Source organism: Cupriavidus sp. GW822-FHT03E04 (assembly GCF_058801495.1).
In genome coordinates, this window is the sequence record NZ_JBXANI010000007.1 from 121,084 (window position 1) to 147,844 (window position 26,761).

Annotated in this window: 25 protein-coding genes; 11 read left to right on the forward strand and 14 right to left on the reverse strand. The window is 66.5% G+C overall.

Annotated elements, in window-relative coordinates:
- Positions 1-38 precede the first annotated feature (38 nt).
- The 4 genes from AC1RQC_RS11510 (at position 39) to AC1RQC_RS11525 (ending at position 5,736) form a co-directional block, all read left to right on the forward strand.
- On the forward strand, positions 39-1,772 hold the full coding sequence (locus tag AC1RQC_RS11510; RefSeq protein ID WP_492883386.1) for an FAD-dependent oxidoreductase: 1,734 nt from the start codon (positions 39-41) through the stop codon (positions 1,770-1,772).
- Between the two features lie 35 nt (positions 1,773-1,807).
- Complete coding sequence (locus tag AC1RQC_RS11515) at positions 1,808-2,023, forward strand: DUF2783 domain-containing protein (RefSeq protein ID WP_492370477.1); 216 nt, start codon at positions 1,808-1,810, stop codon at positions 2,021-2,023.
- A gap of 101 nt (positions 2,024-2,124) precedes the next feature.
- Complete coding sequence (locus AC1RQC_RS11520; RefSeq protein ID WP_492826104.1) at positions 2,125-3,450, forward strand: MFS transporter; 1,326 nt, start codon at positions 2,125-2,127, stop codon at positions 3,448-3,450.
- 201 nt (positions 3,451-3,651) lie between these two features.
- Positions 3,652-5,736, forward strand: a complete 2,085-nt coding sequence (locus AC1RQC_RS11525; protein WP_492370479.1) for a putative bifunctional diguanylate cyclase/phosphodiesterase — start codon at positions 3,652-3,654, stop codon at positions 5,734-5,736.
- A gap of 38 nt (positions 5,737-5,774) precedes the next feature.
- Here the strand turns inward: AC1RQC_RS11525 and AC1RQC_RS11530 are convergent, their stop codons facing one another.
- The 10 genes from AC1RQC_RS11530 to AC1RQC_RS11575 form a co-directional block, all read right to left on the reverse strand.
- Positions 5,775-6,287 (reverse strand): MlaC/ttg2D family ABC transporter substrate-binding protein, encoded by a 513-nt coding sequence (locus AC1RQC_RS11530; RefSeq protein WP_492370595.1) that lies wholly within the window; start codon positions 6,285-6,287, stop codon positions 5,775-5,777.
- A 318-nt stretch (positions 6,288-6,605) separates the two neighbouring features.
- Positions 6,606-7,670: a 2-aminoethylphosphonate aminotransferase gene (locus AC1RQC_RS11535; RefSeq protein ID WP_459374330.1), complete on the reverse strand. Its 1,065-nt coding sequence runs from the start codon at positions 7,668-7,670 to the stop codon at positions 6,606-6,608.
- A complete protein-coding gene (gene aepY / locus AC1RQC_RS11540; RefSeq protein WP_492370481.1) occupies positions 7,671-8,852 on the reverse strand; it encodes a phosphonopyruvate decarboxylase in 1,182 nt (393 codons plus the stop codon).
- On the reverse strand, positions 8,849-10,498 hold the full coding sequence (gene aepX / locus AC1RQC_RS11545) for a phosphoenolpyruvate mutase (RefSeq protein WP_492883518.1): 1,650 nt from the start codon (positions 10,496-10,498) through the stop codon (positions 8,849-8,851). The genes aepY and aepX overlap by 4 nt, the downstream gene beginning before the upstream one ends.
- A gap of 53 nt (positions 10,499-10,551) precedes the next feature.
- Positions 10,552-11,316 carry a phosphocholine cytidylyltransferase family protein gene (locus tag AC1RQC_RS11550; RefSeq protein WP_492370482.1) on the reverse strand — a complete coding sequence of 255 codons (765 nt, stop codon included), beginning with the start codon at positions 11,314-11,316 and terminating at the stop codon, positions 10,552-10,554.
- Between the two features lie 32 nt (positions 11,317-11,348).
- Entirely contained in the window at positions 11,349-12,356 is a 1,008-nt protein-coding gene (locus tag AC1RQC_RS11555; RefSeq protein WP_492370483.1) for an HpnL family protein, read from the reverse strand.
- A complete protein-coding gene (locus AC1RQC_RS11560; protein ID WP_492370484.1) occupies positions 12,353-13,195 on the reverse strand; it encodes a HalD/BesD family halogenase in 843 nt (280 codons plus the stop codon). Before AC1RQC_RS11560 ends, AC1RQC_RS11555 begins: the two co-directional genes overlap by 4 nt.
- Before the next feature lie 8 nt (positions 13,196-13,203).
- Positions 13,204-13,872, reverse strand: a complete 669-nt coding sequence (locus tag AC1RQC_RS11565; protein ID WP_492808235.1) for a CDP-alcohol phosphatidyltransferase family protein — start codon at positions 13,870-13,872, stop codon at positions 13,204-13,206.
- Positions 13,873-14,177: 305 nt separating this feature from the next.
- Entirely contained in the window at positions 14,178-16,598 is a 2,421-nt protein-coding gene (locus AC1RQC_RS11570) for a penicillin-binding protein 1A (protein ID WP_492370486.1), read from the reverse strand.
- A 125-nt stretch (positions 16,599-16,723) separates the two neighbouring features.
- A complete protein-coding gene (locus AC1RQC_RS11575) occupies positions 16,724-18,004 on the reverse strand; it encodes a S1 family peptidase (protein WP_492808236.1) in 1,281 nt (426 codons plus the stop codon).
- Positions 18,005-18,348: 344 nt separating this feature from the next.
- Here AC1RQC_RS11575 and AC1RQC_RS11580 point away from each other — a divergent pair, with 344 nt between their 5' ends.
- The 7 genes from AC1RQC_RS11580 to AC1RQC_RS11610 all read left to right on the forward strand — a co-directional run bounded on the left by AC1RQC_RS11580 (position 18,349) and on the right by AC1RQC_RS11610 (position 24,059).
- Positions 18,349-18,897, forward strand: coding sequence for a P-loop nucleotide/nucleoside kinase family protein (locus AC1RQC_RS11580; RefSeq protein ID WP_492883389.1), 549 nt, complete (start codon positions 18,349-18,351; stop codon positions 18,895-18,897).
- 83 nt (positions 18,898-18,980) lie between these two features.
- Complete coding sequence (locus AC1RQC_RS11585) at positions 18,981-19,508, forward strand: Rv1443c family protein (RefSeq protein WP_492370489.1); 528 nt, start codon at positions 18,981-18,983, stop codon at positions 19,506-19,508.
- Between the two features lie 132 nt (positions 19,509-19,640).
- On the forward strand, positions 19,641-20,261 hold the full coding sequence (locus AC1RQC_RS11590) for a flavodoxin family protein (RefSeq protein ID WP_441636324.1): 621 nt from the start codon (positions 19,641-19,643) through the stop codon (positions 20,259-20,261).
- Positions 20,262-20,353: 92 nt separating this feature from the next.
- A complete protein-coding gene (locus AC1RQC_RS11595; protein WP_492883391.1) occupies positions 20,354-21,451 on the forward strand; it encodes a LacI family DNA-binding transcriptional regulator in 1,098 nt (365 codons plus the stop codon).
- A gap of 224 nt (positions 21,452-21,675) precedes the next feature.
- Entirely contained in the window at positions 21,676-22,482 is an 807-nt protein-coding gene (locus AC1RQC_RS11600; protein ID WP_492883393.1) for an SDR family NAD(P)-dependent oxidoreductase, read from the forward strand.
- Positions 22,483-22,545: 63 nt separating this feature from the next.
- A complete protein-coding gene (locus AC1RQC_RS11605; RefSeq protein ID WP_492826094.1) occupies positions 22,546-23,523 on the forward strand; it encodes a Bug family tripartite tricarboxylate transporter substrate binding protein in 978 nt (325 codons plus the stop codon).
- Positions 23,524-23,621: 98 nt separating this feature from the next.
- A complete protein-coding gene (locus tag AC1RQC_RS11610; protein ID WP_150984336.1) occupies positions 23,622-24,059 on the forward strand; it encodes an ester cyclase in 438 nt (145 codons plus the stop codon).
- A 50-nt stretch (positions 24,060-24,109) separates the two neighbouring features.
- On the opposite strand, the gene arsH is transcribed toward AC1RQC_RS11610, so the two are convergent.
- The 4 genes from arsH to AC1RQC_RS11630 are packed head-to-tail and all read right to left on the reverse strand — an operon-like array spanning position 24,110 to position 26,746.
- Positions 24,110-24,883 (reverse strand): arsenical resistance protein ArsH, encoded by a 774-nt coding sequence (gene arsH, locus AC1RQC_RS11615; RefSeq protein ID WP_492883395.1) that lies wholly within the window; start codon positions 24,881-24,883, stop codon positions 24,110-24,112.
- Positions 24,880-25,305 carry an arsenate reductase (glutaredoxin) gene (gene arsC, locus AC1RQC_RS11620; protein WP_492370495.1) on the reverse strand — a complete coding sequence of 142 codons (426 nt, stop codon included), beginning with the start codon at positions 25,303-25,305 and terminating at the stop codon, positions 24,880-24,882. The genes arsH and arsC overlap by 4 nt, the downstream gene beginning before the upstream one ends.
- 6 nt (positions 25,306-25,311) lie before the next feature.
- On the reverse strand, positions 25,312-26,406 hold the full coding sequence (arsB, locus tag AC1RQC_RS11625) for an ACR3 family arsenite efflux transporter (RefSeq protein ID WP_492370496.1): 1,095 nt from the start codon (positions 26,404-26,406) through the stop codon (positions 25,312-25,314).
- Positions 26,393-26,746 (reverse strand): ArsR/SmtB family transcription factor, encoded by a 354-nt coding sequence (locus AC1RQC_RS11630; RefSeq protein ID WP_492370497.1) that lies wholly within the window; start codon positions 26,744-26,746, stop codon positions 26,393-26,395. Before AC1RQC_RS11630 ends, arsB begins: the two co-directional genes overlap by 14 nt.
- Between the last annotated feature and the right edge of the window lie 15 nt (positions 26,747-26,761).

The following is a 26,761-nucleotide window of genomic DNA, read 5'->3' on the forward strand; positions in this document are numbered from 1 at the left end:
AGATGGAATGGCCGTACAGAGTGGATGGAGACACAAGCATGAGCAACGATTACCAGAACCAGTCATTTGAGTACCAGCCCTGCCCCGAGCAAAGGCAGGCGCAAGCAGGCGAGCCGCACCCGGTGATCGTCGTCGGCGCCGGGCCCGTCGGCCTGGCCACCGCGATCGACCTGGCCCAGCACGGCGTGCCGGTCGTGCTGGTGGACGATGACTGCACGCTGTCGAGCGGATCCCGCGCGATCTGCTTTGCCAAGCGCACGCTGGATGTCTTCGACCGGCTCGGCTGCGGCGAACCCATGGTGGACAAGGGCGTGCGCTGGCACGTCGGCAAGGTCTTCGTGCGCGACGAGCAGGTCTACACCTTCGACCTGCTGCCGGAGGCCGGCCATCAACGGCCGGCCTTCATCAACCTGCAGCAGTATTACGTCGAAGGCTTCCTGCTCGACCGCGCGCGCCAGTTGCCGAACCTGGAGATCCGCTGGAAGCATAAGGTGACGGGCATCGATCAGCGTCACGCCGGCACGCCGGACGCGACCGTGGTGCTGACCGTCGACACGCCGGACGGCCCCTATGCGCTCACCGGACGCTACGTGGTGGCGGCCGATGGCTCGCGCAGCCCGCTGCGCAACCTGCTGGGCCTGGACAGCAAGGGCCGCACGTTCAAGGATCGCTTCCTGATCGCTGACGTGAAGATGGAAGCCGAATTCCCCACGGAGCGCTGGTTCTGGTTCGACCCGCCTTTCCATCCGAACCAGTCGGTGCTGCTGCACCGCCAGCCCGACAATGTCTGGCGCATCGACTTCCAGCTCGGCTGGGACGCCGATCCCGTGCTGGAGAAAACGCCGGAGCGCGTGATTCCGCGCGTGCAGGCGCTGCTCGGGCCGGACGCGAAGTTCGAGCTGGAATGGGTCAGCGTCTATACCTTCTCCTGCCTGCGCATGGACAGCTTCCGCCATGGCAACGTGCTGTTTGCCGGCGACTCCGCGCATGGCGTCTCGCCATTCGGCGCGCGCGGCGCCAACAGCGGCGTGCAGGACGCGGAGAACCTTGCGTGGAAGCTGGCGTACGTGATCCAGGGCCGCGCGCCGGACAGCCTGCTCGACACCTATGCGAGCGAGCGCGAATACGCCGCCGACGAGAACATCCGCAACTCGACGCGCTCGACGGATTTCATCACGCCGAAGAGTGCGGTCAGCAAGGTGTTTCGCGATGCCGTGCTGGCACTGTCGAAGAAGCATGCGTTCGCCCGGCAGCTGGTGAATAGCGGGCGGCTGTCATTGCCATCGGTGCTGCGCGATTCGACGCTCAACACGCCTGACACCGGCGACTTTGCCGGCACCATGGAGCCGGGCACGGCCTGCGTGGATGCACCGGTCCGCGGTACGCAAGGCCAAGGATGGCTGCTGGCGCAACTAGGCGGGCAATTCACCGCGTTGCTGTTCGGCACACCCGACGCCGACAGCCTGGCCGCCTTGCAACGGCTGCAGCAAGGCACGCTGCCGCTCAGGCTGGTTGTGGTCAGTGCGGATGCACCGTCCGCAGCATCGCCCGGCATATCGGTGTGGCATGACGCCGAGGGACTCGCGGCGCAGCGCTACGACGCGCGGCCCGGCACGCTGTACCTGATCCGCCCCGACCAGCATGTCTGCGCGCGCTGGCGGCAGGTCGACATCGCCGCCGTCCAGCAGGCCATGTCACGCGCGACCGGCAACGCGCAGGGCACGCTAGCCCGCGCTCCGGCAGCGAAGGCGGCCGCCCCGATGCCCGCATGAATCCCACTGGGACATTCCGAGTCAGAGAGACAGCAATGGCACTCAACACCCAACCCAACCTGGCGCGCGCCGACGACTTCTACGAAGCCCTGATCGACATGCATCGCAATCTCGACGACGGCCAGAGCCAGGCGGCCAATGCGCAACTGATCCTGTTGCTCGCCAATCATATCGGCGACCACGACACGCTCGCCGCCGCCCTGCAGCTCGCGCGGCAGGGCGCGGGCGAGGAGATCAGCGCGCAAGCCTGATTGCAGCGGGCGCGGCCCGCTGCCCGCTTCCACTCATTGCCAATACGCGCCAGACGTCGGCATCCAGGGCCCAGCCGGGCCCGCGTTCCCGGAGACAATCCATGACCTATCCCTCTGCAGGGGCCATTGCGCCCCCGGCTTGTGCTGCCCGCGACGAAGACGCGCTCTATCGAAAGATCTGGCTGCGCATCATTCCTTTCCTCTTTGTCTGCTACGTCATCTCCTTCCTGGACCGCATCAATATCGGCTTTGCCCAGTTGCAGATGAAGCAGGACCTGGGCTTCAGCGATGCGATGTACGGGCTGGGCGCCGCAGTGTTCTACGTGGGCTACGTGCTGTGCGAGGTGCCTAGCAACATGCTGCTGGCCCGCTTTGGCGCCCGCAGCACCTTCACCCGCATCATGTTGCTGTGGGGCCTGGCATCGGTCGGCATGATGTGGGTGTCAACGCCCACGCACTTCTATACGCTGCGCTTCCTGCTGGGCGTGTTCGAAGCCGGCTTCTTCCCCGGCATCGTGCTCTACCTGACATACTGGTTCCCGGCGCGGCGGCGCGCGGCCGTGATGGCCATCTTCTTCGCGGGCGTTGCCGTGGCCGGCGTGCTGGGCGGGCTGGTGTCGGGCTGGATCATGCGCGACATGGCCGGCGTGCTCGGCCTCTATGGCTGGAAGTGGATGTTTGCCATCGAGGGTGCGCCCGCCATCGTGCTCGGGCTCGCCGCCTCGGTGTTCCTGGTCGATGGCCCGCAGCAGGCGCGCTGGCTCACTGACCCGGAGAAGGCATTGCTCGCCGCGCATAACGGGCCAGCCGGACAAGCCACGCGCGCGCACTCGTTTGGCGCGCTCATCGAGGCGTTGCGCAACCCGCGCATCTACCTCTTTGCCTTCATTTACTTCGCGCTGACCTGCGGCTCGCTGACGCTGAGTTTCTGGATGCCCCTGATGATCCGGGACTTCGGCATCACCGATGTGATGTCCATCAGTCTTTACTCCGTCATCCCGAACGCCGTCGGCGCCGTCGGCCTGATCCTGATTGCCCGCCACTCCGACCGGCACGGCGAGCGGCATCGCCCTTTCGTAGCCTGCACGGTAGGCGGCGCGCTAGCACTGGCGCTGCTGACCCTGCACCTGCCCAGCTTCGCGGCGATGCTCGCGTTGCTGTGCGCCGCGTGCGTGCTGATCTTTGCCGCGCTACCGATCTTCTGGTCCTTGCCGCCAAGCCACCTGCCAGCCCACACCGCCGCCACCGGCATTGCCTTTATCAGCAGCATCGGCATTACCAGCGGCATCGTCAGCCCGTGGGTGATCGGGCAGATCAAGACGCACACAGGCAGCATGGACAACGCGCTGTACCTGCTCGCGGGGTTGCTGCTGGCCAGCGGCGTCGCCATGTGGGCGGGCGTGCCGAAGGCCGAGCCACGGCACTGATTGCCGGCCAGCGGCTGGCCAGCATTAGCCCGGGGGCCGGTTGGCCCCCGGGGCGCCCATCTTTTTGGGGTTTCGACTAAACTTGCCCCCCATCTTGTCGATATGAGGGGCGTACTGGCGCTTTCCTAAGCGCGCTCGCTTGGCGCGTGTGCGCCGGGCGGCCTCCAGGTAGTTCCAAGTCAATATCCAGAAAGGTCTTCCATGCACGCCGGTAGCTACAACAGTTTGCTTGTGCTGTTCTCACTGCTTGTGGCGATGCTGGCCTCCTACACTGCCCTGGACATGGCCGGGCGCATTGCCACCGCGCAAGGGCGCGCGGCCCACTGGTGGCTGGCGGGCGGCGCCTGCGCCATGGGCACCGGCATCTGGTCGATGCACTTCATCGCCATGCTGGCGTTCCACCTGCCGATTCCGCTGGGCTACGACCTGCCCATCACCGTAGCCTCGCTGCTGATCGCCATCGCGTCATCCGCGCTCGCGCTCTGGCTGGTGGGCCGGGAAACCTTGCCGTGGCGGCGCCTGGCAGGCGGCGCCTTGTTGATCGGCAGCGGCGTTGCCGGCATGCACTACACCGGCATGGCTGCACTGCGCATGGTGCCGGGCATCCACTACATCCCATCGTTGTTCGTCCTGTCCGTGGTCATTGCGGTCGCGGCATCGGGCACGGCGCTGTGGATCGCGTTCAACCTGCGGCGCGAGTCCGTCTGGGTGCGGCCCTTGCGGGCGGGCGCATCGGTGGTGATGGGCTTTGCCATCGCCGGGATGCACTACACCGGCATGGCGGCTGCGGAATTTCCGATCGGCGCCGTCTGCGGCGCGGCGCGCGACGGCATGGACACCGGCTGGCTGGCCGTGGTGATCATCATCGTCACGCTGGCCGTACTGGCGATTGCCCTGATCACCTCGGTGCTCGACATGCGCCTGGAAGCCCGCACCTCCATGCTGGCCATCTCGCTCGCCGAAGCCAACCAGGAGCTGACCTACCTGGCGCTGCACGACAACCTCACCAAGCTCCCCAACCGCGTGCTGCTGGAAGACCGGCTCGAGCAGGCCATCCAGGGGGCCACGCGGGAGAAGAGCCGCTTCGCCCTGATGTTCATGGACCTGGACGGCTTCAAGGCGGTCAACGACGCCTACGGCCATCCCATTGGTGATCAGTTGCTGGTGGAAGTCGCGCGGCGCATCGGCGCCAATGTCCGCTCGCAAGACACCATCGCACGGCTGGGCGGCGACGAGTTCGTGCTGCTGGCCAGCGTCAGCGAGCCGGCGGATGCCGCCACCCTTGCCGAGAAGGTGCTGAGCGCCATCCGCGAGCCCTTCCAGGTAGCCGGCCGCGAGTTGCGCGTCTCCACCAGCATCGGCATTGCCATGTACCCTGGCGATGGCGAACTCCAGCACGACTTGCTGACCAACGCCGACGCGGCGATGTATCACGCCAAAGCGCTGGGCCGCAACACCATCTGCTTCTTCGAAGCATCGATGAACGCCAACGTGCACGAGCAGCTTCAACTGGTGCAGGACATGCGCATGGCGCTGGAGCGCCGTGAGCTGATCCTGCAGTACCAGCCCAAGCTCACCGCCCCCAACGGCCCGATAGTCGGCGTGGAAGCCCTGGTGCGCTGGGTGCATCCCACGCGTGGCCTGATCGCCCCGGACCAGTTCATCCCCCTCGCGGAAAAAACCGGCCTGATCGTGCCGATCGGGGACTGGATCCTGGACGAAGCCTGCCGGCAGATGCGGGCGTGGCGCAACGAGGGCCGCCCCGAGTGGACCATGGCGGTCAATCTCTCGGCGCTGCAGTTCCGGCACGCCAGCCTGATCGCGACCGTGCGCGACACCCTGGCCCGGCATGCGCTGGAGCCGTGCTGCCTGACGCTGGAGGTCACCGAATCCACGGCCATGCGCGACGCGGACGCCAGCCTGCAGATCCTGCAGCAGCTCCACGACATGGGCGTGCGCATCTCGATCGACGACTTCGGCACCGGCTACTCGAGCCTGCTGTATCTCAAGCGGCTGCCTGCGAGCGAGCTGAAGATCGATCGCGGGTTCATCCGGGACCTGTCACGCGATACCGAGGATGCGGCGATTGTCTCGGCCATTGTGGCGCTGGGGCGCACGCTGAATTTGAATATCGTTGCGGAAGGGGTCGAAACGGCGAAGCAGCAGGAGTTCCTGACGCGGCTTGGATGCAATTCGCTGCAAGGATTCCTGCTCGGACGACCGATGTCCGCGGAGAACCTGATTGAATCGCTGTCCAACGACAGTCTGCTATCGGATGCCAGATGAAGAAGGCTCGATAGGGTCATTCAATGACGCGGGGTACCTCACGCCGCATTATGACTAGCCAAATACTTGACCAACCCCTCAATCCCCCCCTTAGCCACAATATCCGCAAACTGCTTGCGATAAACCTCAATCAGCCAAGCCCCGCTCATATTGATATCGTAAATCGACCACCCCGCCGCGCCCTTCTGCAGCCGATAATCGATCTGCACCACATCCCCGTTGTTCAGCACGCTGGTCTCCACCACCACATCCTTTCCCGCGGTCCGCGGCGCCTTGTAGCGAAACTTCAGCGTCTGCTCGCGCACTTGTGAAAGGGACAAGGCGTAGCTGCGCACCAGCAGTGTCTGGAATTGCTCGTAAAGCTGCTTCTGCTGCTCAGGCGTGGCACTGCGCCAGGCGCTGCCGACCGCAAGCCGGGTAGTGCGCTGGAAGTCGGTATAAGGCAGGAACTGCCGGCGCACCACGGCCGTGATCTTGTCCAGATCGCCGTTGCGGGTGTCGGGGTTGGCCTGGATGGTGGTGAGTACGCCTTCGACGGCGGCGCGGACCATGCGGTCCGGTGAGGAGCGGTCAACGCTCACGGCTGCGGGACTCTCGCCAGGTGTCGCTGCCGGCGCGGTGATAGGCAAGGATGCGCCAAGGACAAAGGCAAAGCCGGCGGAAACCGTGAGCACGGCGGCGTTGCATCCCGTACGGGCAAAGCGAAGGCGCAAACGGCGAGGCATCGCAATGATCCTCCACGAACAAGATGCGCTCGCCCGGGGCCCGGGGTACCCGCATCTCTTGCCTAATGCTAGTGCTTTGCCGCCAAAAATAAAATGACGAAAACGACAGTGGCCGGCACGCACCGCGCACCGGCCAACAGGCAATTACTGCGTCAGCGCCTTGAAACCCTGCAGTAAGCGCTCGATGTCATCCATCTGGATATTGCCCATCGTGGAAATGCGGAACAACTCGGCCGACAGCCCGCCCTGCCCCGCATAGATGACAAACCCGCGTTCCTTCAGGCCGTCGTGCAGCTGGGGATACGACAAACCGGCCGGCAAGCGGTAGGCCCGCAGCACCACCGAAGACTGGTCCGACGGCCACAGGGCCGGCATGCCCAGGGCCTCAAGCCCGGCACGCGCGCGTTCCGCAAGGGCCGCATAGCGCGCATGGCGGGCGCGCCAGCCACCCTCGTCTGCCAGTTCGCGCAGCGCTTCCACCAGTGCGTAATAGGCATGCACCGACGGCGTGAACGGTGTATTGCGCTGGTCCTGCAAGCGCGCGAGCCGTCCCAGGTCCAGGTAGTACGTCCGGCTGGCGGCTTGCTCCAGCGCGCTGCGCCGCACAATGACGAACGATGCGCCCGGCACGCCATGCAGGCACTTGTTGGCCGTGGCCGCCACCGCGGCAATGCTGCCGCCGAAATCGATCGCCTCGGCGCCGAAGCTGCTCACGCCATCCACCAGCAGGCGCACATCCCGCGCGCGGCACAGTGCGTCCAGTGCCTGGAGATCATTCAGGCGGCCGGTGGTGGTTTCATGATGGATCACCGCCACGTGCGTGATCGCGCGGTCGGCGTCGAGCGCGGCGGCAATGCGGGCAAGATCGGGCGCCTGCATCCAGTCGTGCGCAACGACCTCATGGGCGATGCGGTACTGCGTGGCGATCTGCGTGATGCGCTCGCCGTACACGCCGTTCTGGACGATCAGCAGCTTGCCTTGCTCGGGCACCAGCGCGGCGATCATGCTCTCCACGGCCGCCGTGCCGGAGCCGGTCATCAGGACCGCGGCCCACTCGGCGGGATCCAGTTCGTAGATGTCCAGCAGGCGTGCGCGGGCTTCGTCCTGCAGGTCGAAGAACTCGCTTTCGCGGTGGCACAGGTCGGGCTGCAGCAAGCTTTGGCGAACACGTTCCGACAGGGTAACGGGGCCCGGATTGAGTAGCAGCATTTACTTCCCTCCTTGGTCGGCACCGATGTGTCGCGCCAGGCGCGTCTTCACATCGACCGGGGTAATGGTCGGGCGCGGCAAGCCATCCGGCGTGCCGGCGCTGATCGTCAGCGCGACAAAGCGCGGGCCGGCGGCGCTCGCAGGCGCGGCCGTGAGCGTCTGGTCGAGCAGGTCGAGCTGGTCGCCTTCGGCCGCCGACGCATAGCCGCAGGCGGACGCCACGCCAGCAAACGAGACATGATGCGAGACGGTCGCCTGTCCGCCGGTGGAGTCATGGGCGCCGTTGTCGAGCAGCACATGCGTGAGGTTGCCCGGGCCATAGGCGCCGAGCGTGGCGAACACGCCCATGCGCATGAGCGCCGCGCCGTCGCCGTCCACGGCGACCACGTTGAGGTCCGGACGCGCGAGCGCAAGGCCCAGCGCGAAGGGCGTGAGGCAGCCCATCGAACCCACCATGTAGAGCTGGTTGGCGCGGTCGTCGAGCGCATACAGCTCACGCCCGCAGAAGCCGGTCGATGCCAGCACCACGGTATTGTCCATCGGCGTATGCGCGATCACGCGTTGCAGCGCGTCGCGGCGCGTAGGCAGGCCATCGCGCGAAGCACCCTGCCCCCCCGACTGCGGCGTGCACTTCGGGCGCGGGATGGGCCGCTCCTGCTGCTTCAGCGCATACGGCGCGACGCTGCCCTTTTGCATCACCAGCGCGTACGGACGGCCGGTGGCATCCATATGCGCCACCGCGCGATCCAGCGCCGGGCCAACCTCGGCCGGGTCGGTCGGAAAGGTTTCCCACGGGATTTCCATGGTGTCGAGCATCGTCGGGGTGACCGGGCCCATCAGTGCGTGCTGCGGTTCGTCAGCCACGCCCGGCTGCCCGCGCCAGGTCACGATCAGCAACTGCGGCAGGCGAAACGTCCACGTGAGCGAGGTCAACGGGCTGACCGCATTGCCCAGGCCGGAGTTCTGCATCATGGTGACGCCACGGCGGCCACCCTGCGCGCCAAGCGTCACGCCGGCGATCAGCGCCACCGCATCGCCTTCGTTTGCCGCTGACACGTAGTGCAGCGACGGATCCTGCATCACGTAGTTGATGAACGGCGTGAGATACGAGCAGGGCACCCCGGCATACCAGTCGAAGCCGCGCACGCGCGCGGCCTCGACAAACTGTGCCGCTTCGATCATCGGGCTTCCTCTGCGTCCGTGCCGCCGACCGCGAACGGGGTCTGCGTATGCGCGAAATCGCCCGCGCGGCGGAAGTCGTCGAGGTCGTTCACGCCGCGCCAGTGGCCATGCACATACTTCACTTCGATCTCTTCGCCGGCTTCGACCAGCGCGTTGAGCAGCGCGGGCATGTCCAGCGTGTTGAAGTCGTCGCGCTTGCGCAGTTCGGCCACCAGCTTCTGCAGGCGCACGCGGCCCTCGCCGCGCACGTTCAGCAGGCCGATCCAGCGGCCGTGCGGCGCCTGGGCCTGGGCGGCGCCCGGCTCCTGGCCCTTGCTCGACACATGGCGCAGCAGGATCTTCTGGCCGAACAGGTCGCGGTCATCGGGCGCGGAGCAAGAGGCGAAATCGCGCACGCTCTGGTTCGACTCCGTGGTCAGCGACGAGTCCACCACCACGCTGAACAGCGCGTCGCTCTCCAGCAGGTCGCGCAGGATATAGCTGCGGAACAGCAGGTCGCCATAGGCGATCACGGCATCCGTCTGCAAGCCGTCGACGGCGCATGCCAGCGAGGCCAGCTCGCCGGTCTGGGCGTACTGCTCGTTGACCACCAGCTTGATGCCGGCCGTGTCGATGGCCTTGGCCTGGTAGCCGCCCACCACGGTGATGTCGTTGATCGACTGCTTCTTGAACGCGTCCACCAGCCAGCGCAGCAGCGGCTTGCCGGCCACGGGCAGCATGACCTTGGGACGGTCCTCGGTGAGGGGCTCCAGGCCGGTGCCGCGGCCAGCCGCCAGCACCACCGCCGCGCCCGGCGCTTGCGAGCCGGACAGGTAGATCTTCTCGGCGGTCGAGTATTCGTCGGCGTCCTGCAGGCGGAAGATCTCGTTGACGGTGGCGATGCGGTCTTCCACGTTGACCAGCGTCTCGCTGTCGTGGATTTCCTTGGCCACGGCCTGCATCGAGGATGCCGCCACGCGGATCAGGTGGTTGGCCCAGATCACCACGCTGATGCCGGCCTTGCGGAAGGCTTCGGTCGGGGTGCTGTAGTACTTGGTCGGCACGATCACCAGCGGGCCTCGGCCCGCCCACTCGCGCGCGAACTGCAGGATCTCGTCCGGGCGCGACAGCTTGCTGTGGATCAGGATGGCGTCGGCGCCGGCCTGGCGATAGGCCTCGGCGCGGCGCAGGGCTTCGTCCATGCCCCAGCCTGCGATCAGGGCTTCCACGCGGGCGACGATGGAGAAGTTGTCGTCCGACTGCGAATCCTTGCCGGCCTTGATCTTGCCGCAGAACTCATCGATCTCGGCCAGCGGCTGGCGCTCGCCGTCGATGAAGCTGTTGGTCTTGGGAAACTGCTTGTCCTCGATGCACACGCCGGCAATGCCGCGCTGCTCGAGCTTGCGCACCAGGCGGCGCACATTGTTGAAGTTGCCGTAGCCGGTGTCGCCGTCCAGCAGGATCGGCAGGTCGCTGGCGTCGGCCATGAACTCCAGCGTGTCGACCACCTGGGTCCAGCTGGCTTCGTTGTTGTCGCGCACGCCGTACTGGGCGGAGATCGCCAAGCCCGAACCCCAGATGGCCTTGAAACCGGCCTCGCGCACGATGCGCGCGGACAGCCCGTTATGGGCTTCCATCATGAATTCCAGCTCGTTGCCGACAATCATCTGGCGCAGCCGGGCGCTGCGCGAGGCAGTCGAGAAAATCGGGTCAATCGCGTTCACTGTGCTACTCCCACAATCGGCTGAAGTTCGGGCAGGACTTCGTCGCGCGCGCGCGCCACGTCGTTCGGGAAATCGATCTCGATCCACGGTGCGCCGCTCACATCGGCGACATCGAATACGTGGCCGCCTTCGAGCAGCAGGTCGCGCACCGCTTCTTCGTGCGGCATGTTCGAGCGGCCGCTGTCGACATAGCCCTGGACGATCTGCGCCAGGCGGCGCGCGGTTTGCTCTTGAAAGCGGAAGAAACCGACCGACTCGCCAATGGTGTCGTACTCCAGGCCAACCGCGAGCTGCTTGCGCAGCTCCACCGGCACACCGTCCTTCAGGCACAGCTTGACGGGTTCGTCGCCGGCTTCGAAATCGCGGTCGATCAAGAGGCGGTTGGTGGTGGTGCCCGCCACCAGCGCGCTGAGGATGCGCTCGTCGTAGAGCACGTCCGCATCCATCAGCAGCACGTCGCCACCGCGCGTGAGCGCATCGGCCACCGTGTGCACGGTCAGCACGCTGCCCAGGTCGTAACGCGGGTTCAGCACGATCTCCGGATATGGGTCGCGCCCCAGCCGCACCAGTTCGGCCTCGACGTGTTCCGGCTGAAAGCCCAGCGCCAGCACGATCTCGTCCACCCCGGCCGCGTCGAGCATGCGCAGATGCCGCTCCAGCAGGGTGATGCCCTCAAAACGCAGCAGGCATTTGGGGAATTGCGCCCCGGGTTGTTGCTGAAGTCGCAGGCCTAGGCCCGCGGCAAGGATGATTGCTCGCATTCGTTCTCCGCACCCATGCAAATTGCCATCGATCAATCGGCGGCCTGCTGCACACCTGCTGCACGCCGCCGTTGGAATTTTCGTTCACTCAAATGTAAATACAGCAGCCCCGGCGCGCCGAGCCCGATCTCGCGGGCGCGCTTTGCAAGGGACAGTGCCAGCGCCGCATCGGGCGGCAGGCCGACGATGGGCGCCAGCAGCAGGTAGCCGCCTTCCTGCGCGCCCAGCGAGCCGGGAATGGCAAACGCCGCGCCACGGATAGCCTGCCCCACGCTCTCCAGCAGCAAGGCGTCGAGCCAGCTGACGGGATGCCCGAGGAAATGCAGGGCCAGCCAGACCTCGCCCGTGCCGACCAGCCAGCCCACCAGGCTCAGCGCGAAGGTGGACGCCACCTTGCGGCGGTCGCGGTACATGCCTTGCACGGCCGCGTCCACGGCATCGGCGCGCATGGTCAACCCCGACCAGTCGCGCTTGCCGAATACCTTCGACAGCAGGCGCAGCACCCGGCCGAACAGGCCACGCTTCTGCACCACGTAGAAGCCCGCTATGCACAGCGCAAGCACGGCGGTAGCGACCAGGGTCGGCGTGCGCAGGTCCGCAAGCGCGTCGTGGCCGCCATACAGGCCAAACAGCGCCAGGCCGATAAAGGCGAACACCATCTGTGCCAGCGCCTGCATGGTGGTGCTCACCGTGATGGCCGCGGCGGCGTCGCGCATGCGCGTGCCGCGCTGCGCCAGGTAGCGCACCATCAGGACCGGGCCGCCGATCTGCCCCGCCGGCAGCAGGCTGTTGACGGACTCGCCGGCCCAGCGCGCCAGCAGCGCGTCGCGCATGGTGCCGTGGCCGGCCCGGCGGTCGAACAACACGTAGATGGCGCCGGCGTCCAGCACCAGCGGCAGCAGGTGGAACGCGGCGACCAGCACCAGGCCCCAGCCGGCCGACATGAACGTCGACGCGACTGAGCCGAATCCCTGCCAGGCGAGCAGCGCGACAAAGAGCGCCGCGCCGATCGACAGGAAAAGCATGGCAGCACGGGTCATGGGCGGGGCTTCTGGCCCGGCACCAGTCTCTTGAACACTTGCCGGAAGCCGAAATAGGCGACCGCATCCTTCATATTGGAGATGAAGCGCAGCCACGGACGCATGCCCGGATCGGTCACGTATTCGAACGTCAGCGACACGCGCATTTCGTTGGCGCCGGCCGGCGTGATGCGGTGGCGCAGCTTGTCGCCATCGAAGAACACCAGCCCGCCGGGCGTGGTCTGCACCGAGCCGGGCTCATCGGGCACTTGCGCGTCGCGCGTGTGCAGTTCGTAGTCCAGGCGGCATGACGATTCCTCGATCACGCCCAGCAGCAGCGTGTAGCGGCGGCCGTCGTAATAAGAGGTGTCGTAGTGCCAGCCAATGTGGTCACCCTGGCGCGTGTAGTAATACAGCGCGTAGGCATGGGGATCGGAGTCGGGGGAGAGCAGCAGCTTCTCGCCGCACATCTGCTCCAGCCAGCCGATCAGCGCCTTCGACCGGTACAGCTCGGCGATAAACGGCGCGAGCTCGTCGATGGTGTGCCGGCTGACACTGCCGCCCTGCTTGTGGCCGGGCAGGTAATTGCGGTTGATCTGCGGCACCAGCGCGCGGGCGCTGGCCACCAGTTGCGCGGTGACTTCCGGCGCCAGGAAATCCTCCAGGTGCAGGAAAGCGCCCTGGCGCACGAAATCGGCGCGCAGCTGCTTGCTGTCGAGCCGGGCGGTGCGCTCGGCCACGCAGGCATCGGGGTTGGGCAGCATGGCGCCGGGGGCGGGTTCCGCGGCCGGCCTTTGGCGGGAGGGAACTGAAGCGGGGGACGGGTCGTCCAGCGTGATGTCGTTGGCTTGCTCGCTCATCGGGTTTCTCAGATCTCCGTCGAAGCCGTGGCCGGCAGGGGCCGCCGCATCACACGCCAGTAATCGATGATGACCCAGGCCGCGAACAGGGGAGCGCCGATCGACGCCGCCATCAGGAAGGGCGCGATGCCGCTGGTCAGCGTAACGAGCGGAAGCAGGTAAAGCACGTCTTCTGTCTCGAAACCGCCGGCAGAGGCTTGCTTCGTCCCGCTTTTCCCCACACGCGACTCGATCCGCATGCGCAGGAAGAAGATCAGCGCCACCGCCACGCCTGCCAGCGTGCCTTGCAGCACCGGCGACATCGTATCTGCCGCGGCCTGCCCGGAAATGGCTGCGCCCATGCCCACGAAGAGCAGGACGGTAATCAGCGCATCGCTCGCCAGGTCATAAAAATGGCCTATCTTGCTCGATTTACCGCTAATTCTCGCCAACTCTCCGTCAGTGTGGTCAACGAAGTTGGACACCACGATCAGGAGCGCACCGGCGTTGGTCCACGCGAAACCGCCCTGCATCAGGCACGCTACCCCGGCAAGGCCGATCACGAGCCGCAGGGTGGTCAAGTGGTTCGGAGTGATCCAGGAGTCCTTGAGCGGGCGGACAAGCGCGCGCGCCAGACGGGCGTCCCAGGTACGCGGAGCGGGAGGCTCGCCACGAGAATTCTTTGGATTTTTGTTCATCTGGAAAAAGGTCCACCGGCAGGAAAGCTGCCGCACGGCTCGCATACTAGCGCTGGTTTGCGCACCTTGCATTGCGCGGGCGCAACGCCGAAAGGCCGGCCGGGCCGCTTTTGGGGGCATACGCCAGTCAAACCGCTATGTTAAGCGATGTGACCCGCAACGGTAAGCGCGCATGCACGGCGGCGACCTGGAAGTGGCCTCCACGCCGTCGCAGACGCGTTTTACCTTCCGCATACCGGCAGGCCGAACCTGGCGCAGGGGAGCCCGGGGTTGCGGCGGTCAGCGTCGCGTCGGGCCCGGCCCGGTCAGGGCTGGCTACCTTCGCTGGCCCGTGCCCTGGCATCGTCTTGCGTGAAGGATGGCGCCGCCGCGGCTGGCGGCGCGCTGGCCGGCACCTGCGCCGGCGCACTGGCCGGTGCCACATCGACGGCGCCTTGCTCAACGGCCGGGCTGCTCACGCCCGGCAACGCGGGCGGCACCGCCGATGCCGCCACGCTGGTGTCTGGCTCGGCAGCCGCCGCCGGCTCCGGTGCGGGGCGCGCGGCCCGCTTGGGCGCGGGCGGGGCTTCCGGCTTGGCCGCCGGCCCGAACCACCGCTGGTACCAGCCGCGTATCGTCCAGCCCAAGGCTTCAAAGAGGCCGGTCTCCTTCTGCTCCACGAAGCGGACGTTCGCATCGATCATGCGGGACCGGAGCGAACGCTGGAAAAAGTCACCCACCATCGGCAGCGCGCTGTGCGCGCCCTGGCCCCAGTAGTCGCTGCGCAGCGTCACCCGGCTGTCGTTGAACCCGACCCAGGCGCCGGCAACCAGTTGCGGATGCATCAGGATGAACCAGCCATCGGCGTTGTCCTGCGTGGTGCCGGTCTTGCCGGCGACGTCCGCGCGAATGCCGAAGCGCGTGCGAATGCTCGCGCCGGTGCCGCGGTCGATCACGCCGCGCATCACGCCGAGCAGCGTCTGCACGGTGGCAACCGGCAGTGCCTGCTCGGGTGACGCGGGACGGAACGTCTCCAGCACCTCGCCCTTGCGGTCTTCGATGCGCGATACCATCACCGGCTCCAGGTAGGCGCCCTGATTGGCGATGGTGCCGTAGGCGCTGACCATTTCCTTCAAGGTGACCGGGCTGGTGCCCAGCGCCAGCGAGGGCACGGGATCGAGCCGGCTTTGCCGCACGCCCATGGCGCGCGCCAGCTTGGCCACCTTGGCCGGGCCAACGCTCTGCATCAGTTGCGCGGTGATGGTGTTCTTGGAATACACCAGGCCATCGCGCAGGCTCATGGCGCGCCCGCTCGGGGGGCCATCGTCGGAGGGCCGCCAGACCTCGCCGCCGGCGAGCGGGATTTCCACAGCCTGGTCGACGAAGGTGTCGTCGGGCTTGGCACCTTGCTCGAACGCAGCGCCATACACGAACGGCTTGAACGTGGAACCCGGCTGGCGCTGCGCCTGCTGGACGTGGTCGAAGGCATCCAGGGTGAAGTCGCGACTGCCTACCCATGCCTTGATCTCGCCGGTGCGCGGGTCCAGCGCGAGGAAGCCGGCCTGGATGCGGGTCTTGGACTGGCGCAGCGCCTGCATGAAAGCGGTGTCCGCCAGCAGCTGCTTCATGGCCGCCTCGGGCGTCTGCCCCGCTTCCCTGGCCGCGCGGTACGCCGGCGTCTCGCGCACAAAGGCCTGTACCAGGTCCTTGTTGGCCGCCCAGCCGGAGCGCGGCGCCCACGCCGCGTCGGCAATCCCTTGCAGCTGGTTGCCCTGGCGCGCCACCGCCTGGTTGGCCAGCGCCTGCAGGCGTGAATCGATGGTGGTGCGCACCACCAGCCCGTCGGTGTAGATGTTGTAGTCGTTGCGGTCCGCCCAGGCGATCAGCCATTTGCGCAACTGCTGGGCGAAATGCGGCGCCGGACCGGGCGGCTCGGTCTGCCGCTCGAAGTCGATGCGCAGCGGGCGCTTCTTCAGCAACTCGTACTTCGCCGGCTCCAGCTTCTGGTACTTGACCATCTGCGCCAGCACGGTATTGCGCCGCTGCACGGCGCGCTCGGGGTTGATGACCGGGTTGTAGTAGCTGTTGCCCTTGAGCATGCCGATCAGCGTGGCGCTTTCCAGCACGTCCAGCCGGCCCGCGGATTTATCGAAGTAGGTACGCGCCGCCATCTCGATGCCGTAAGCGTTGTACAGGAACGGCACGGTGTTGAGATAGGTCTCGAGAATCTCGTCCTTGGTGTAGAGCGCCTCGATCTTCAGCGCCGTGATAGCTTCCTTGAGCTTGCGCGTGAGCGTAGGCGCGCGGCCAATCTCGTCGGGATAGAGATTGCGGGCCAGCTGCTGCGTGATGGTGGAGCCACCTTGCCGGTCGCCGGAGAAGGTATGCAGCGCGGCCGAGCCCATGCGGCGCCAGTCCAGGCCGAAGTGCTGGTAAAAGCGGTGATCCTCGGTGGCGATCAGCGCGGTCGTCACATTGGGCGAGATATCGGCCAGGCGGACCCATTCGCGGTTGGCCCACTTGAACACGGCCAGCGGCTTGCCATCGGCAGAGAGGATCTGCGCGGGCTGGTCGGACTTGGCCTTGCGGATATCGCTGATGCCCGGGGTGAACGGAATCAGCACCAGCACATAGAGCAGGAACAGCACCGGCACGGCGGCCACGGCCTTGGCCACGCCGCGGCGCGTGGGGCGCCGCAGGCGGGCAAGCCGCTCGGCGGCCAGGGTTTTGATCTGGGCCAGATTCATGAAGCAAGCAGCATGGGGCGGAGTCACGTTCCGGCACGAAGAAAGGCCTGCATCCTACCAAAATCGCTTGCCGCACCCCGGCATATCGTCCCGCGCCTGGGAATCAAGGCCGGATCGGGCCCACTTCAGTCGAAGCGGTGCTCCTTCAGCACCAGGCTCTCGTCCAGGCGCTCGTACTTGGACGCGAAGCTGGCATCGAATCGCACCACGCGCTTGAGCTCCGGGGCATACCACGCCACCGCCGTGTAAGGCACGGAGGATGGTGCGCCATACGAGACGCCGTAGAACGGTCGCGCCACATAGCCCTTGTAGGCCAGGCGCAAGACGCGGAAGCTGCCGGCGGGCACCGTGATGGTGGACTCCCCGGTCACCTCGCCGGTGAGTTCCGTGCGCAAGTCGGTGCCGGCCTGCTTGTAACTGGTTTTCCACCGGGCGCCCGGCTTGACGTCTTCCGGCACCCAGCCGCGCGGCGGCGATGCGCCATCGAACTCGCCGCCGCTGGGCGTGCTGATCCGCTCGACGCGGCCGTCCAGCGTCTCGACACGGGCGCCCTGGTTGAACGTGATGCGCTCACCTTCGACGCGGTCGACACGGTAGACCACATCGCGCCGCTTGCGCGTCAGCTTGTCGACCAGCTCGTAGCGCCAGACCTCGCCAACACGGGGCGACTCGCCGCCAGCCGGGGCAGCGCCGGCCTCGTCCACCACCGGCGCTGCAGCCACTGGCGCAGGCGCGGACGAGCGATAGCTGGCCATCGCCGCCGCGCCGCGCGCCTTGATCTGAGCGATCCAGCTGGCGGGCAACGCCTTGAGCTTTTCGCCGGGCGCGCGCCGTGCCGACAGGATGCCCACGAGCCGGCCCGTCTCATCGAACAGGCCGCCACCGCTGGCCGCCGCCGGGAAATCAAGCGTGAGCTCGATGCGGTCCAGCTTGCCGTCCAAGCCCGCGCGCAACCCGGACACGCTGCCGTCCAGCACGACCACGCCCGTGGCCTCCGGGCTGGCTGCCGCAAGCACCTTCTGCCCGAACGACGGTGCCGCCGCCGCCGACACGCTGACGGCCGGCGCATTGAAGTTCGCCACCCGCAGCAGGCACAGGTCGCGATCCACGTCCGGCGCGTCCAGCGTGGCGTCGTAGCTCACGTTGTCGCGCCGCACGGCAATCGCGCGCGCACCGGCCAGCACGTGGCAAGCCGTGACCAGTTGTCCCGGGCCGATCACCACGGCGGAGCCCGACGCCAGCGGCGCATTGTTGGCGCCCATTGCCCGCACGGCATAGATGCTTGGCGTGAGCTTGGCGAGCAGCTGCGGGGCATCGAGCGCGCTGGCATTGGCGGCGGCGAGCGCCAGGAAGACAGGAGTAGCGATCAGGGCGAAGCGGCGCATCGGTTGCGGTGACGTTGTCATGAGCAGGAAGCCGGGAGGGGTTGCCTGTCCGCGTGGCGAGGCGGACAGGCTGCGCGCAAACGCGCGGCGGCGGTAGAAGGTATATCTGTTCTGGTGTGGCCGTATTCTGCAATGGCCGGACCGATAGGACAAGGGCGGCGGCGCCGCGCGAACGCGATTGCGGGCAAGCCGGCAATCCGCTAACATCTGCGCCATGACCCGCGCGCAAAACCCGTCGATTATTCGCACCGTCCCTGGGATGGTGGGTTAGCGCACGTGGACTGAGCACACAAAGCGACCCGCCCAACGAGGCGGGTTTTTTGTGCCCGCCTCCTTGGGGCCTGCAAACACCAAGGAGCCTGAAGATGCAGCCAGCCCGCCCCGCAGCAGCAGCAGCACAAGTAGCAGCACCCGCCGTCCTCTATATGGTCTGCGGCAAGATCGGCTCCGGCAAATCGACACTGGCCAGGCAGCTCGCTGCCCGGCCAGCCACCGTGCGGATCAGCGAGGACGACTGGCTGTCACGCCTGTATCCCGGCGAGATCCGGGAGGTCGCCGACTATGCCCGCTGTGCCGGAAGATTGCGTGACGCCATGGCCAGCCACATCGACGCGCTGCTGCTGGCGGGCATGTCGGTCGTGCTTGATTTCCCTGCCAACACGCCGGCCACCCGAACCTGGGCCAGGGCCATCTTCGAGCAGGCGGGCGTGGCGCATCAACTCCACTACCTCGACGTGCCTGACGCCGTGTGCAAGGCCCGCCTGCGCGCGCGCAACGCCAGCGGCACGCATCCGTTCGAGACGACTGATGCGCAGTTCGATGCCATCACGCGTTACTTCGTGGCGCCCTCGGCGGACGAGGGTTTCAATGTGATTCGGCATGTGCCATGCGAGGCCAGCGCGGCGACAACCTGACAGGCAAAGCCGGGGAGGCAGCGGAGCGCATGGCTCGGCTCGCTATCATGGCGAACACGCTCACCCGCTAATCGAAATCCGCCATGTCCCTGATGTTCGAGCTTGCATCCACCCTGCCGATCAGTGCCTGCCAGGCATGGCAGCGCGCGACCACGTCTGAAGGCATCAACGACGAGCTGTTTCCCTGGCTGCGCATGACGGCGCCGCCCGCCATGCGCGGCAAGGCGATCAGCGAGCTGCCGCTTGGCGAGCGGCTTGGCCGCAGCTGGCTACTGGCGTTCGGCGTGTTTCCCGTGGACGCGGACGACATCATGCTGGCGGAGGTAGGGCCGGGCTACCGCTTCAAGGAAACGTCGCGGATGCTGAGCATGCGCAGTTGGGTGCACGAACGAACGGTTCGAGACACCCCCGGCGGCTGCGAGGTGCGCGACCGGCTCACCTTTGCCTTGCGCGGACCCGCGGCCTGGCTGCCAGGCGGTGGCTGCGCGATGGCAGCCGTCGTGAAATGGCTGTTTCGCCACCGGCATCGGCGCCTGGCACGGTGGGCACGAAATGCCAGGCGAACCGAATCTCCCGCCTCGCCCGATAATTCAAAATATTTCAATGAATAATTGAGATTTCAGTCACCAACGCGATTGGCCGGCGCCTAGACTTGCTTCACCGGCCCAGCAATCAAGCAGATCCAGTGATCCACGCGATGCGAGCCAAATTCAAATATTTCCAATTTTTCGAGGCACCGCATCATGAACCCCAACGCTACCCAAATCGCTATCGTCTACCACAGCGGCTACGGCCACACCGCCAGGCAGGCACAGGCCGTTGCACGCGGCGCCGCCAGCGTCGATGGCGTGGAGAGCCTGTTGATCAGCGTCGACGACATCGACCAGCACTGGGACACGCTCGAAAACGTGGACGGCATCATCTTCGGCGCGCCCACCTACATGGGCAGCGCGTCGGCGCAGTTCAAAGGCTTTATGGACGCCACCTCGCGCAACGTGTTCGCCAAGGGCGGCAAATGGGCCAACAAGGTGGCGGCAGGCTTCACCAACTCGGCCTCGCGTTCGGGCGACAAGCTTGCCACGCTGCAGCAGATCGCAATCTTCTCCGCGCAACACGGCATGCACTGGGTCAACCTTGGCCTGCCCCCGGGCCACAACAACTCGAAGTCGACCGAGGATTCGCTCAATCGCCACGGCTTCTTCCTGGGTGCGGCAGCGCAGTCGAATGCGGACGAAAGCGCTGATGTGGTGCCGCCGCTGGCAGACCTGCGCACGGCCGAGCATCTGGGTGCGCGCGTGGCGGAAGTGGCGCAGCAACTGGCGGCTGGCCGCGCGGCATTGGCGTCGCTGAAGAAGGCCGCCTGAGGGCTTGCGCACCCATGCGCTCCACGTGATTGAAACGTTTCATGGCGTGCTACACTGCATGCCACAGGAAACGACGATATCCGTGGAGTGCCATGCAGAAAAAAGCCGCAGCGCAGCGCAAGCCGACCCTGAAGGACCTGGCCGAGCAAGCGGGCGTCTCGGTTGGCACCGCCTCCAACGTGATGGCGGGGCGAGGTGGCCCGTCCGCCGAGACCGTCACCCACGTGTTCGAGGTGGCGCGCAAGATCGGCTATGTCACCAACGCCGCGGCCCGCAGCCTGCGCTCGCGGCGCTCGCGCCTGGTGGCCTGCCTGGTGCCGGACATCACCAACCGCTTCTACGGCGTGATCGTGCGCGCGGCCGAACATGTGCTGCGCGAAGCCGGCTACACCTTGCTGCTGGTCGACACCCATAACGACACCGAACGCGAATGCGAGCTGCTGCTGGACGTGACCCGCGTCGGCGTTGACGGCGTGCTGTTCGCGCCCGGCTCCGAGAGCTCCGGAAAGCTGCAGCAGCAGATCGCGCAGGTGGATGTGCCGCTGGTGATCCTGGACCGCGATATCGCCCCGGATCGGCCCAGCGTCAAGGTGGACCACTTCAGCGGCGCGCTGAAGACCGCCAACTATCTGCTCGATCTTGGCCACCGCCGCATTGCCCTGCTCTTCCCCAGCTCGCACCTGCGCCCCGCGCGCGCGCGCTGGCACGCCTTCGAAACGGCTGCCGCCGCGCGCGGCATCGGCGATGCGCTGGAGCTTGTGCGCATCGACACCAGCTCGATGGACGTCGCCTTTTCGCAATGCCTGGCGCTGTTCCAGCAGGCCGCGCCGCCGACCGCCATCTTTGGGCTGGGCACCACCCTGCTCGCCGGCGCGCTCAAGGCGGCACGCCAGACCGGCAGGGACATTCCAGGCGACCTGTCGGTGGTGTGCGTGGGCGATACCGAACTGGCCCAGGTGCACACACCCGAGCTGACCACGCTCACCTGGAACCTGCAGGACCTGGGGCGCCATGCCGCCCGCCTGCTCCTTGCCGAGATGGAGCCCGGCATCGATCCGCAAGGCAGCCCTGGCGCAACCGGGCACCTGATGCTGACCTGCGAGCTGATCCTGCGCGAGTCCTGCGCCGCCGTCGACACGGGGGCAGGCAGAAAACCGGCGCGAGGCCGAGCGAAGAGCCTCGCCAGCTAAGACTGCAGCGTTATCGCCAGACCCATCGCGCAAGCACCTGCCGGGCGGCGCAATGCCGCCCTTGCAGCATCCCCTCCCCAAGCTCATGCCCCTTGCAGCCGGTCGTTTACCCTTTATATGAAACGTTTCAATTCCATGCTATATTTTTCCCATCCCTCGTAGCGGGGACCATAAGAACGATCACCCAAAGATCACCATAAGATCACCACGGAGACAGCCATCGCATGCCGGACAGCAATCGCAAAGGAATGAGCCGGCTTGCCGGCAAGGCAGCCATCGTCGTAGGCGCGGGATCGATCGGCGCCGAGACCAGCAACGGCGCAGCGGCCGCCATCGTCTACGCCCGCGAAGGCGCGCGGGTGCTGTGCGTGGACCGCGACCTGGCGCTGGCCCGCAGGACCGCGAGCCAGATCGAGGATGCGGGCGGAAGCGCCAGCGCCTTCGAGGCCGACGTACGCGACGGCGCGCGGCTGGCGGCCATGGTGGAGGCTTGCCGCGAGCGCTTTGGGCGCATCGACGTGCTGCACAACAATGTGGGCATCGAGGAAATCGGCGAACTCGAGGACATCACGGAGCCATCCTGGGACCGGGTGTTCGACATCAACCTCAAAGGCGCCATGCTCGCCTGCCAGAAGGCAATGCCGCACATGATCGCGCAGGGCGGCGGCTCGATCATCAACATCTCGTCGATCGCCAGCCGCAAATGGGGCCCGATGCCCTTTCTCTCCTACAACGCATCGAAGGCCGCGCTCAACCACATGACGCGGATCCTCGCGCGCCGCTACGCCGCGGACCAGGTGCGCTGCAACGTGATCCTGCCCGGCCTGATCGATACGCCGCATGCGGCCCACCTGACCGATGGCGACGAAGCCGCCGTGCAGGCCGCGCGCGAGTTTCGCAACAGCCGCTGCCCCATGGGCCGGCAAGGCACGCCGTGGGATATCGCCTACGCGGCGTTGTTCCTTGCCTCCGATGAGTCGCGTTATGTGACGGGGCTGGAGATGGTGGTAGATGGCGGACTGGGGCTTTGACGGAAACAGACAGCGAATCAAAGGCCGCGCCGCGGCACATAACAATGAATCAGGAGACGCCCCATGCCCCGCCACCTAGCCGCCGCCACGCTCGTCGTCGCGCTTGCCGCGCCCGCAATCGCAGCGCAGGCCAGTGAATCCCCCGCCGACTATCCCTCCCACCCCATCCGCCTGTTGCTGCCGATCTCGGCCGGCTCCGGCGGCGACATCCTTGGCCGCGTGCTCGCGCAGCGCATGTCGGCCATCCTGAAGCAGCCCATCGTGGTGGAGAACAAGGGTGGCGCCTCCGGCATCATCGGCACGCAAGCGGTCGCGCGCGCGGCGCCCGACGGCTACACCTTCACGCTCGGCGGCGCCACCACGCATATGCTGAACGCCGCGGTCTACACCAAGCTGCCGTATGACCCGGTGAAGGACTTCACCGCCATCGGTCAGGTCGGCACGGCCGCCATCCTGCTGGTGGCCAGCAATGATTTTCCCGCGAACGACATCAAGGAGCTGGTGGCGTACACCAGGAGCCATCCCAACGAAGTGCAGTACGCCAGTTGGGGCTCCGGCTCCACGGGGCAATTCTGCGGCGAGGTGCTCAAGCAACTGGCCGGCGCCTCGATGACGCATATCCCCTACAAGACCGTGCCGCAGGTGCTCAACGACATCGTTGCCGGGCATATCAAGCTGGGCTATGTGGACATGACTTCGGGCACGCCCTTCGTCAAGTCCGGCAAGGTCAAGGCGATCGGCACCTGCACCTCGCGCTCGCCGAGCCTGCCCGGGGTGAAGAGCTATGTCGACGAAGGCATCGATTTTGACCGCGTATTCCGCTGGGGCCTGTATGTGCCCGCCGGCACGCCCAGGCCGATCGTACAGAAGCTGTCGGACGCCTTGAACCAGGTGCTGGCCACGCCGGAGATCAAGGCCCGCCTGCTGGAGATGGGCATCGCGGCCACGCCGATGAGCGGCGAGGAACTCGGCAAGCTGAATGCACGCGATATCCCGGCGTGGAAGGAAGTGGCAAAAAACGCCGGCGTGACGCAGGACTAAGCGCCTTATGCACGCGTCAATGCACGCTTCAATGCATCAATCACTCGACAAACCTGCAAACCCCAAAACCACAGAACCCAAATCACGGAGCCCTGAACATGGATAGTCTGTCTCTCGCCCGCATCCAGACCGTACGCGACCATATGGCCCTGGAGTGCACCCAGGAATGGGACGCCGTCATCGCCACCTTTGCCCATCCGCGCTACGAGATGCACGGAGGCGGCGCGGTCTTCGACGGCGAGCAAGCGGTGCGCGGCTACTTCGCGTCTTCGCGCACGCCCTTCCCCGACCAGGCCAACGAGATCATCAGCATCGCCGCGGCCGGCGACACGGTGCTGGTGGAGTTCTGGCTCACCGGCACCCACCTTGGGCCCTTGAAGGCGAACGGCACCGTCTACCCGCCCACGGGCCGCGCGTTTCGCGTGCGCATGGCCGCGTCGTTCGAGTTCGCGCCCGACAGCGACAAGATCGTTTGCGAGCGGCCGTACTTCGACCAGGGGGCAAAGCTGCGCTCGCTTGGGCTGGCCGCCGCCTAGCGGATCGCACCTCAGGCCATGCTTCCCGCGCCGCAGCCACATCGGCGACGCTACTCGACTTCGCCTTCTTCGCTGTCGTCGCCTTCCAGCGCCTGCGCAGCGCGCTCATGATCCATCGCGGCCTGGGCAAGCGCCGCTGCAACCGGCGGCGCGCTCTCCTTGCGCTCGCTGTACCGGTCCGTCAGGTAAGCGGAGCGGTCCCGGACCAGCAAGGTGAATTTGACCAGTTCCTCCATCACGTCGACCACCCGGTCATAAAACGCGGAAGGTGCCATGCGGCCATCCGTGTCGAATTCCTGGTAGGCCTTCGGCACGGATGACTGGTTCGGGATCGTCACCATGCGCATCCAGCGCCCGAGCACACGCAACGCATTGACGGCATTGAAGGACTGCGAGCCGCCGCAAACCTGCATGACGGCCAGCGTGCGGCCCTGCGTGGGACGAATGCCGCCAATCTCCAGCGGCAACCAGTCGATCTGGTTCTTGAACACCGCGGTCAGCGTGCCGTGCCGCTCGGGGCTGCACCAGACCTGGCCCTCCGACCATGCGGACAGCGCGCGCAGCTCGGCCACCTTCGGATGATCCGCCGGCACACTGTCCGTGATGGGAAGGCCATGCGGATCGAAGACCTTGGTTTGCGCGCCGAGGTGCCGAAGGATCCGCTCGGCTTCGAGCGTAAGCAGGCGGCTATAGGAGTTCGGGCGTAGCGAGCCGTAGAGCAGGAGAATGCGCGGCGCATGCGTTGAGACGCTGCGCGGCTCCAGCTTTTGCTCGGTGGGTATGTCCAGCAGCGGCAGCGCGACGTTACGCAACGCATCCGTCATCGGCCGACCCTCCGGCCGTCGGCATCGATCACGCGCTCGCCGTCTTCCTTGGCAAAGGCACCGCGCTGCGGCGATGGCAGGATGTCCAGCACCAGTTCGGATGGCCGGCACAGCCGCACGCCGAGCGGCGTCACCACAAACGGCCGGTTGATCAGGATCGGGTGCGCCTGCATGGCGTCGAGCAACTGGTCGTCAGTGAGCGCCGGATCGCCCAGGCCGAGTTCGGCGTAGGGTGTCCCCTTCTCACGAAGCGCTTCGCGTACCGTCAGCCCGGCACTGGCAATCATCGCCTTGAGCACCGCGCGCTCCGGCGGTTGCGCGAGGTACGCGATGACTTCGGGCTCGATCCCGGCGTTGCGAATCATCGCGAGCGTATTGCGCGACGTGCCGCAGTCGGGGTTGTGATAGATCTGGACGTGCATGCTTGACTACCTTGATGGATGCTTCTGGATGCCGGCTTCGTACCAGGGCTGCGAGCGGTTGACGATGCGCACCACCAGCAACATGACAGGTACCTCGATCAGCACGCCCACCACGGTAGCGAGCGCCGCGCCCGACTGGAAGCCAAACAGGCTGATGGCCGTGGCAACGGCCAGCTCGAAGAAATTGCTCGCGCCGATCAGGCTGGACGGGCCGGCCACGCAATGCGCGACGCCAAGCTTGCGATTGAGCAGATAGGCCAGCCCCGAGTTGAGGAACACCTGGATCAGGATCGGCACGGCCAGCATCGCGATCACCAGGGGTTGGTTGACGATGGCCTGCCCCTGGAAGCCGAACAGCAGCACCAGCGTGGCCAGCAGCGCGCAGATGGCGTAAGGGCCGAGCGCCGCCACCGCCCGCTGATACGCCGCGTCTCCTCGTGCGAGAAGCGCCCGGCGGATGACCTGCGCCACGGCCACGGGAACGATGATGTAGAGCGCGACGGAGGTGACCAGGGTGTCCCACGGCACCGCGATGGACGACAGGCCCAGCAGCAGCGCCACCACCGGCGCGAAGGCGACCACCATGATGGCATCGTTCAACGCGACCTGCGACAGCGTGAAATACGGATCGCCCTTGCAGAGCTGCGACCACACGAACACCATCGCCGTGCACGGCGCGGCCGCCAGCAGGATCAACCCGGCGACGTAGCTGTCGAGCTGTCCGGCGGGCAGCCATCCGGCAAAGACGTGCCGCACGAACAGCCAGCCCAGCAGCGCCATCGAGAACGGCTTCACCAGCCAGTTCACGAACAGCGTCACGCCAATGCCACGCCAAACGCCGGCCACCTGGCCCATCGCCCCGAAATCGATCCGGATCAGCATCGGGATAATCATCACCCAGATCAGCGCGCCAACCGGCAGGTTGACCTGCGCCACCTCCATGCTGGCCACGGCGGCGAAAAAGCCGGGCATGGCCTGCCCCAGCACGATCCCCGCGACGATGCACAACGCCACCCACAGCGTCAGGTAGCGCTCGAAAAAACCAATGGCCTGGGCGGGCGCATCCGCCACAGCGAGCCGCGCGGATTCAGCGTGCCGCATCGGAGGCCTCCGGCTTGGCGTCGCAGCACGCCGGCGCGGCGGGCACCTCGCATGGCGCCCCGCCACAGCAGTTCTCGGTCAGGAAGGCAACGAGGCCGCTCATGGCGGCGAAGTTGGCCGAATAGATCACGAAGCGGCCGTCCTGGCGGGAAGCCACCAGTTCCGCGTGGGACAGGTCCTTCAGGTGAAACGAGAGGCTGGAGGGCGAAATGCCGACCTGTTGGGCGATGTCGCCGGCGGCGATGCCCCTGGGGCCTGCCACCACCAGCGCGCGGAAGATGGCAAGACGGGATTCGTGGGCAAGGGCGCCAAGGGCGCGTACGACCAGGTTCGGGTTCATGCCCCGGATCATAAC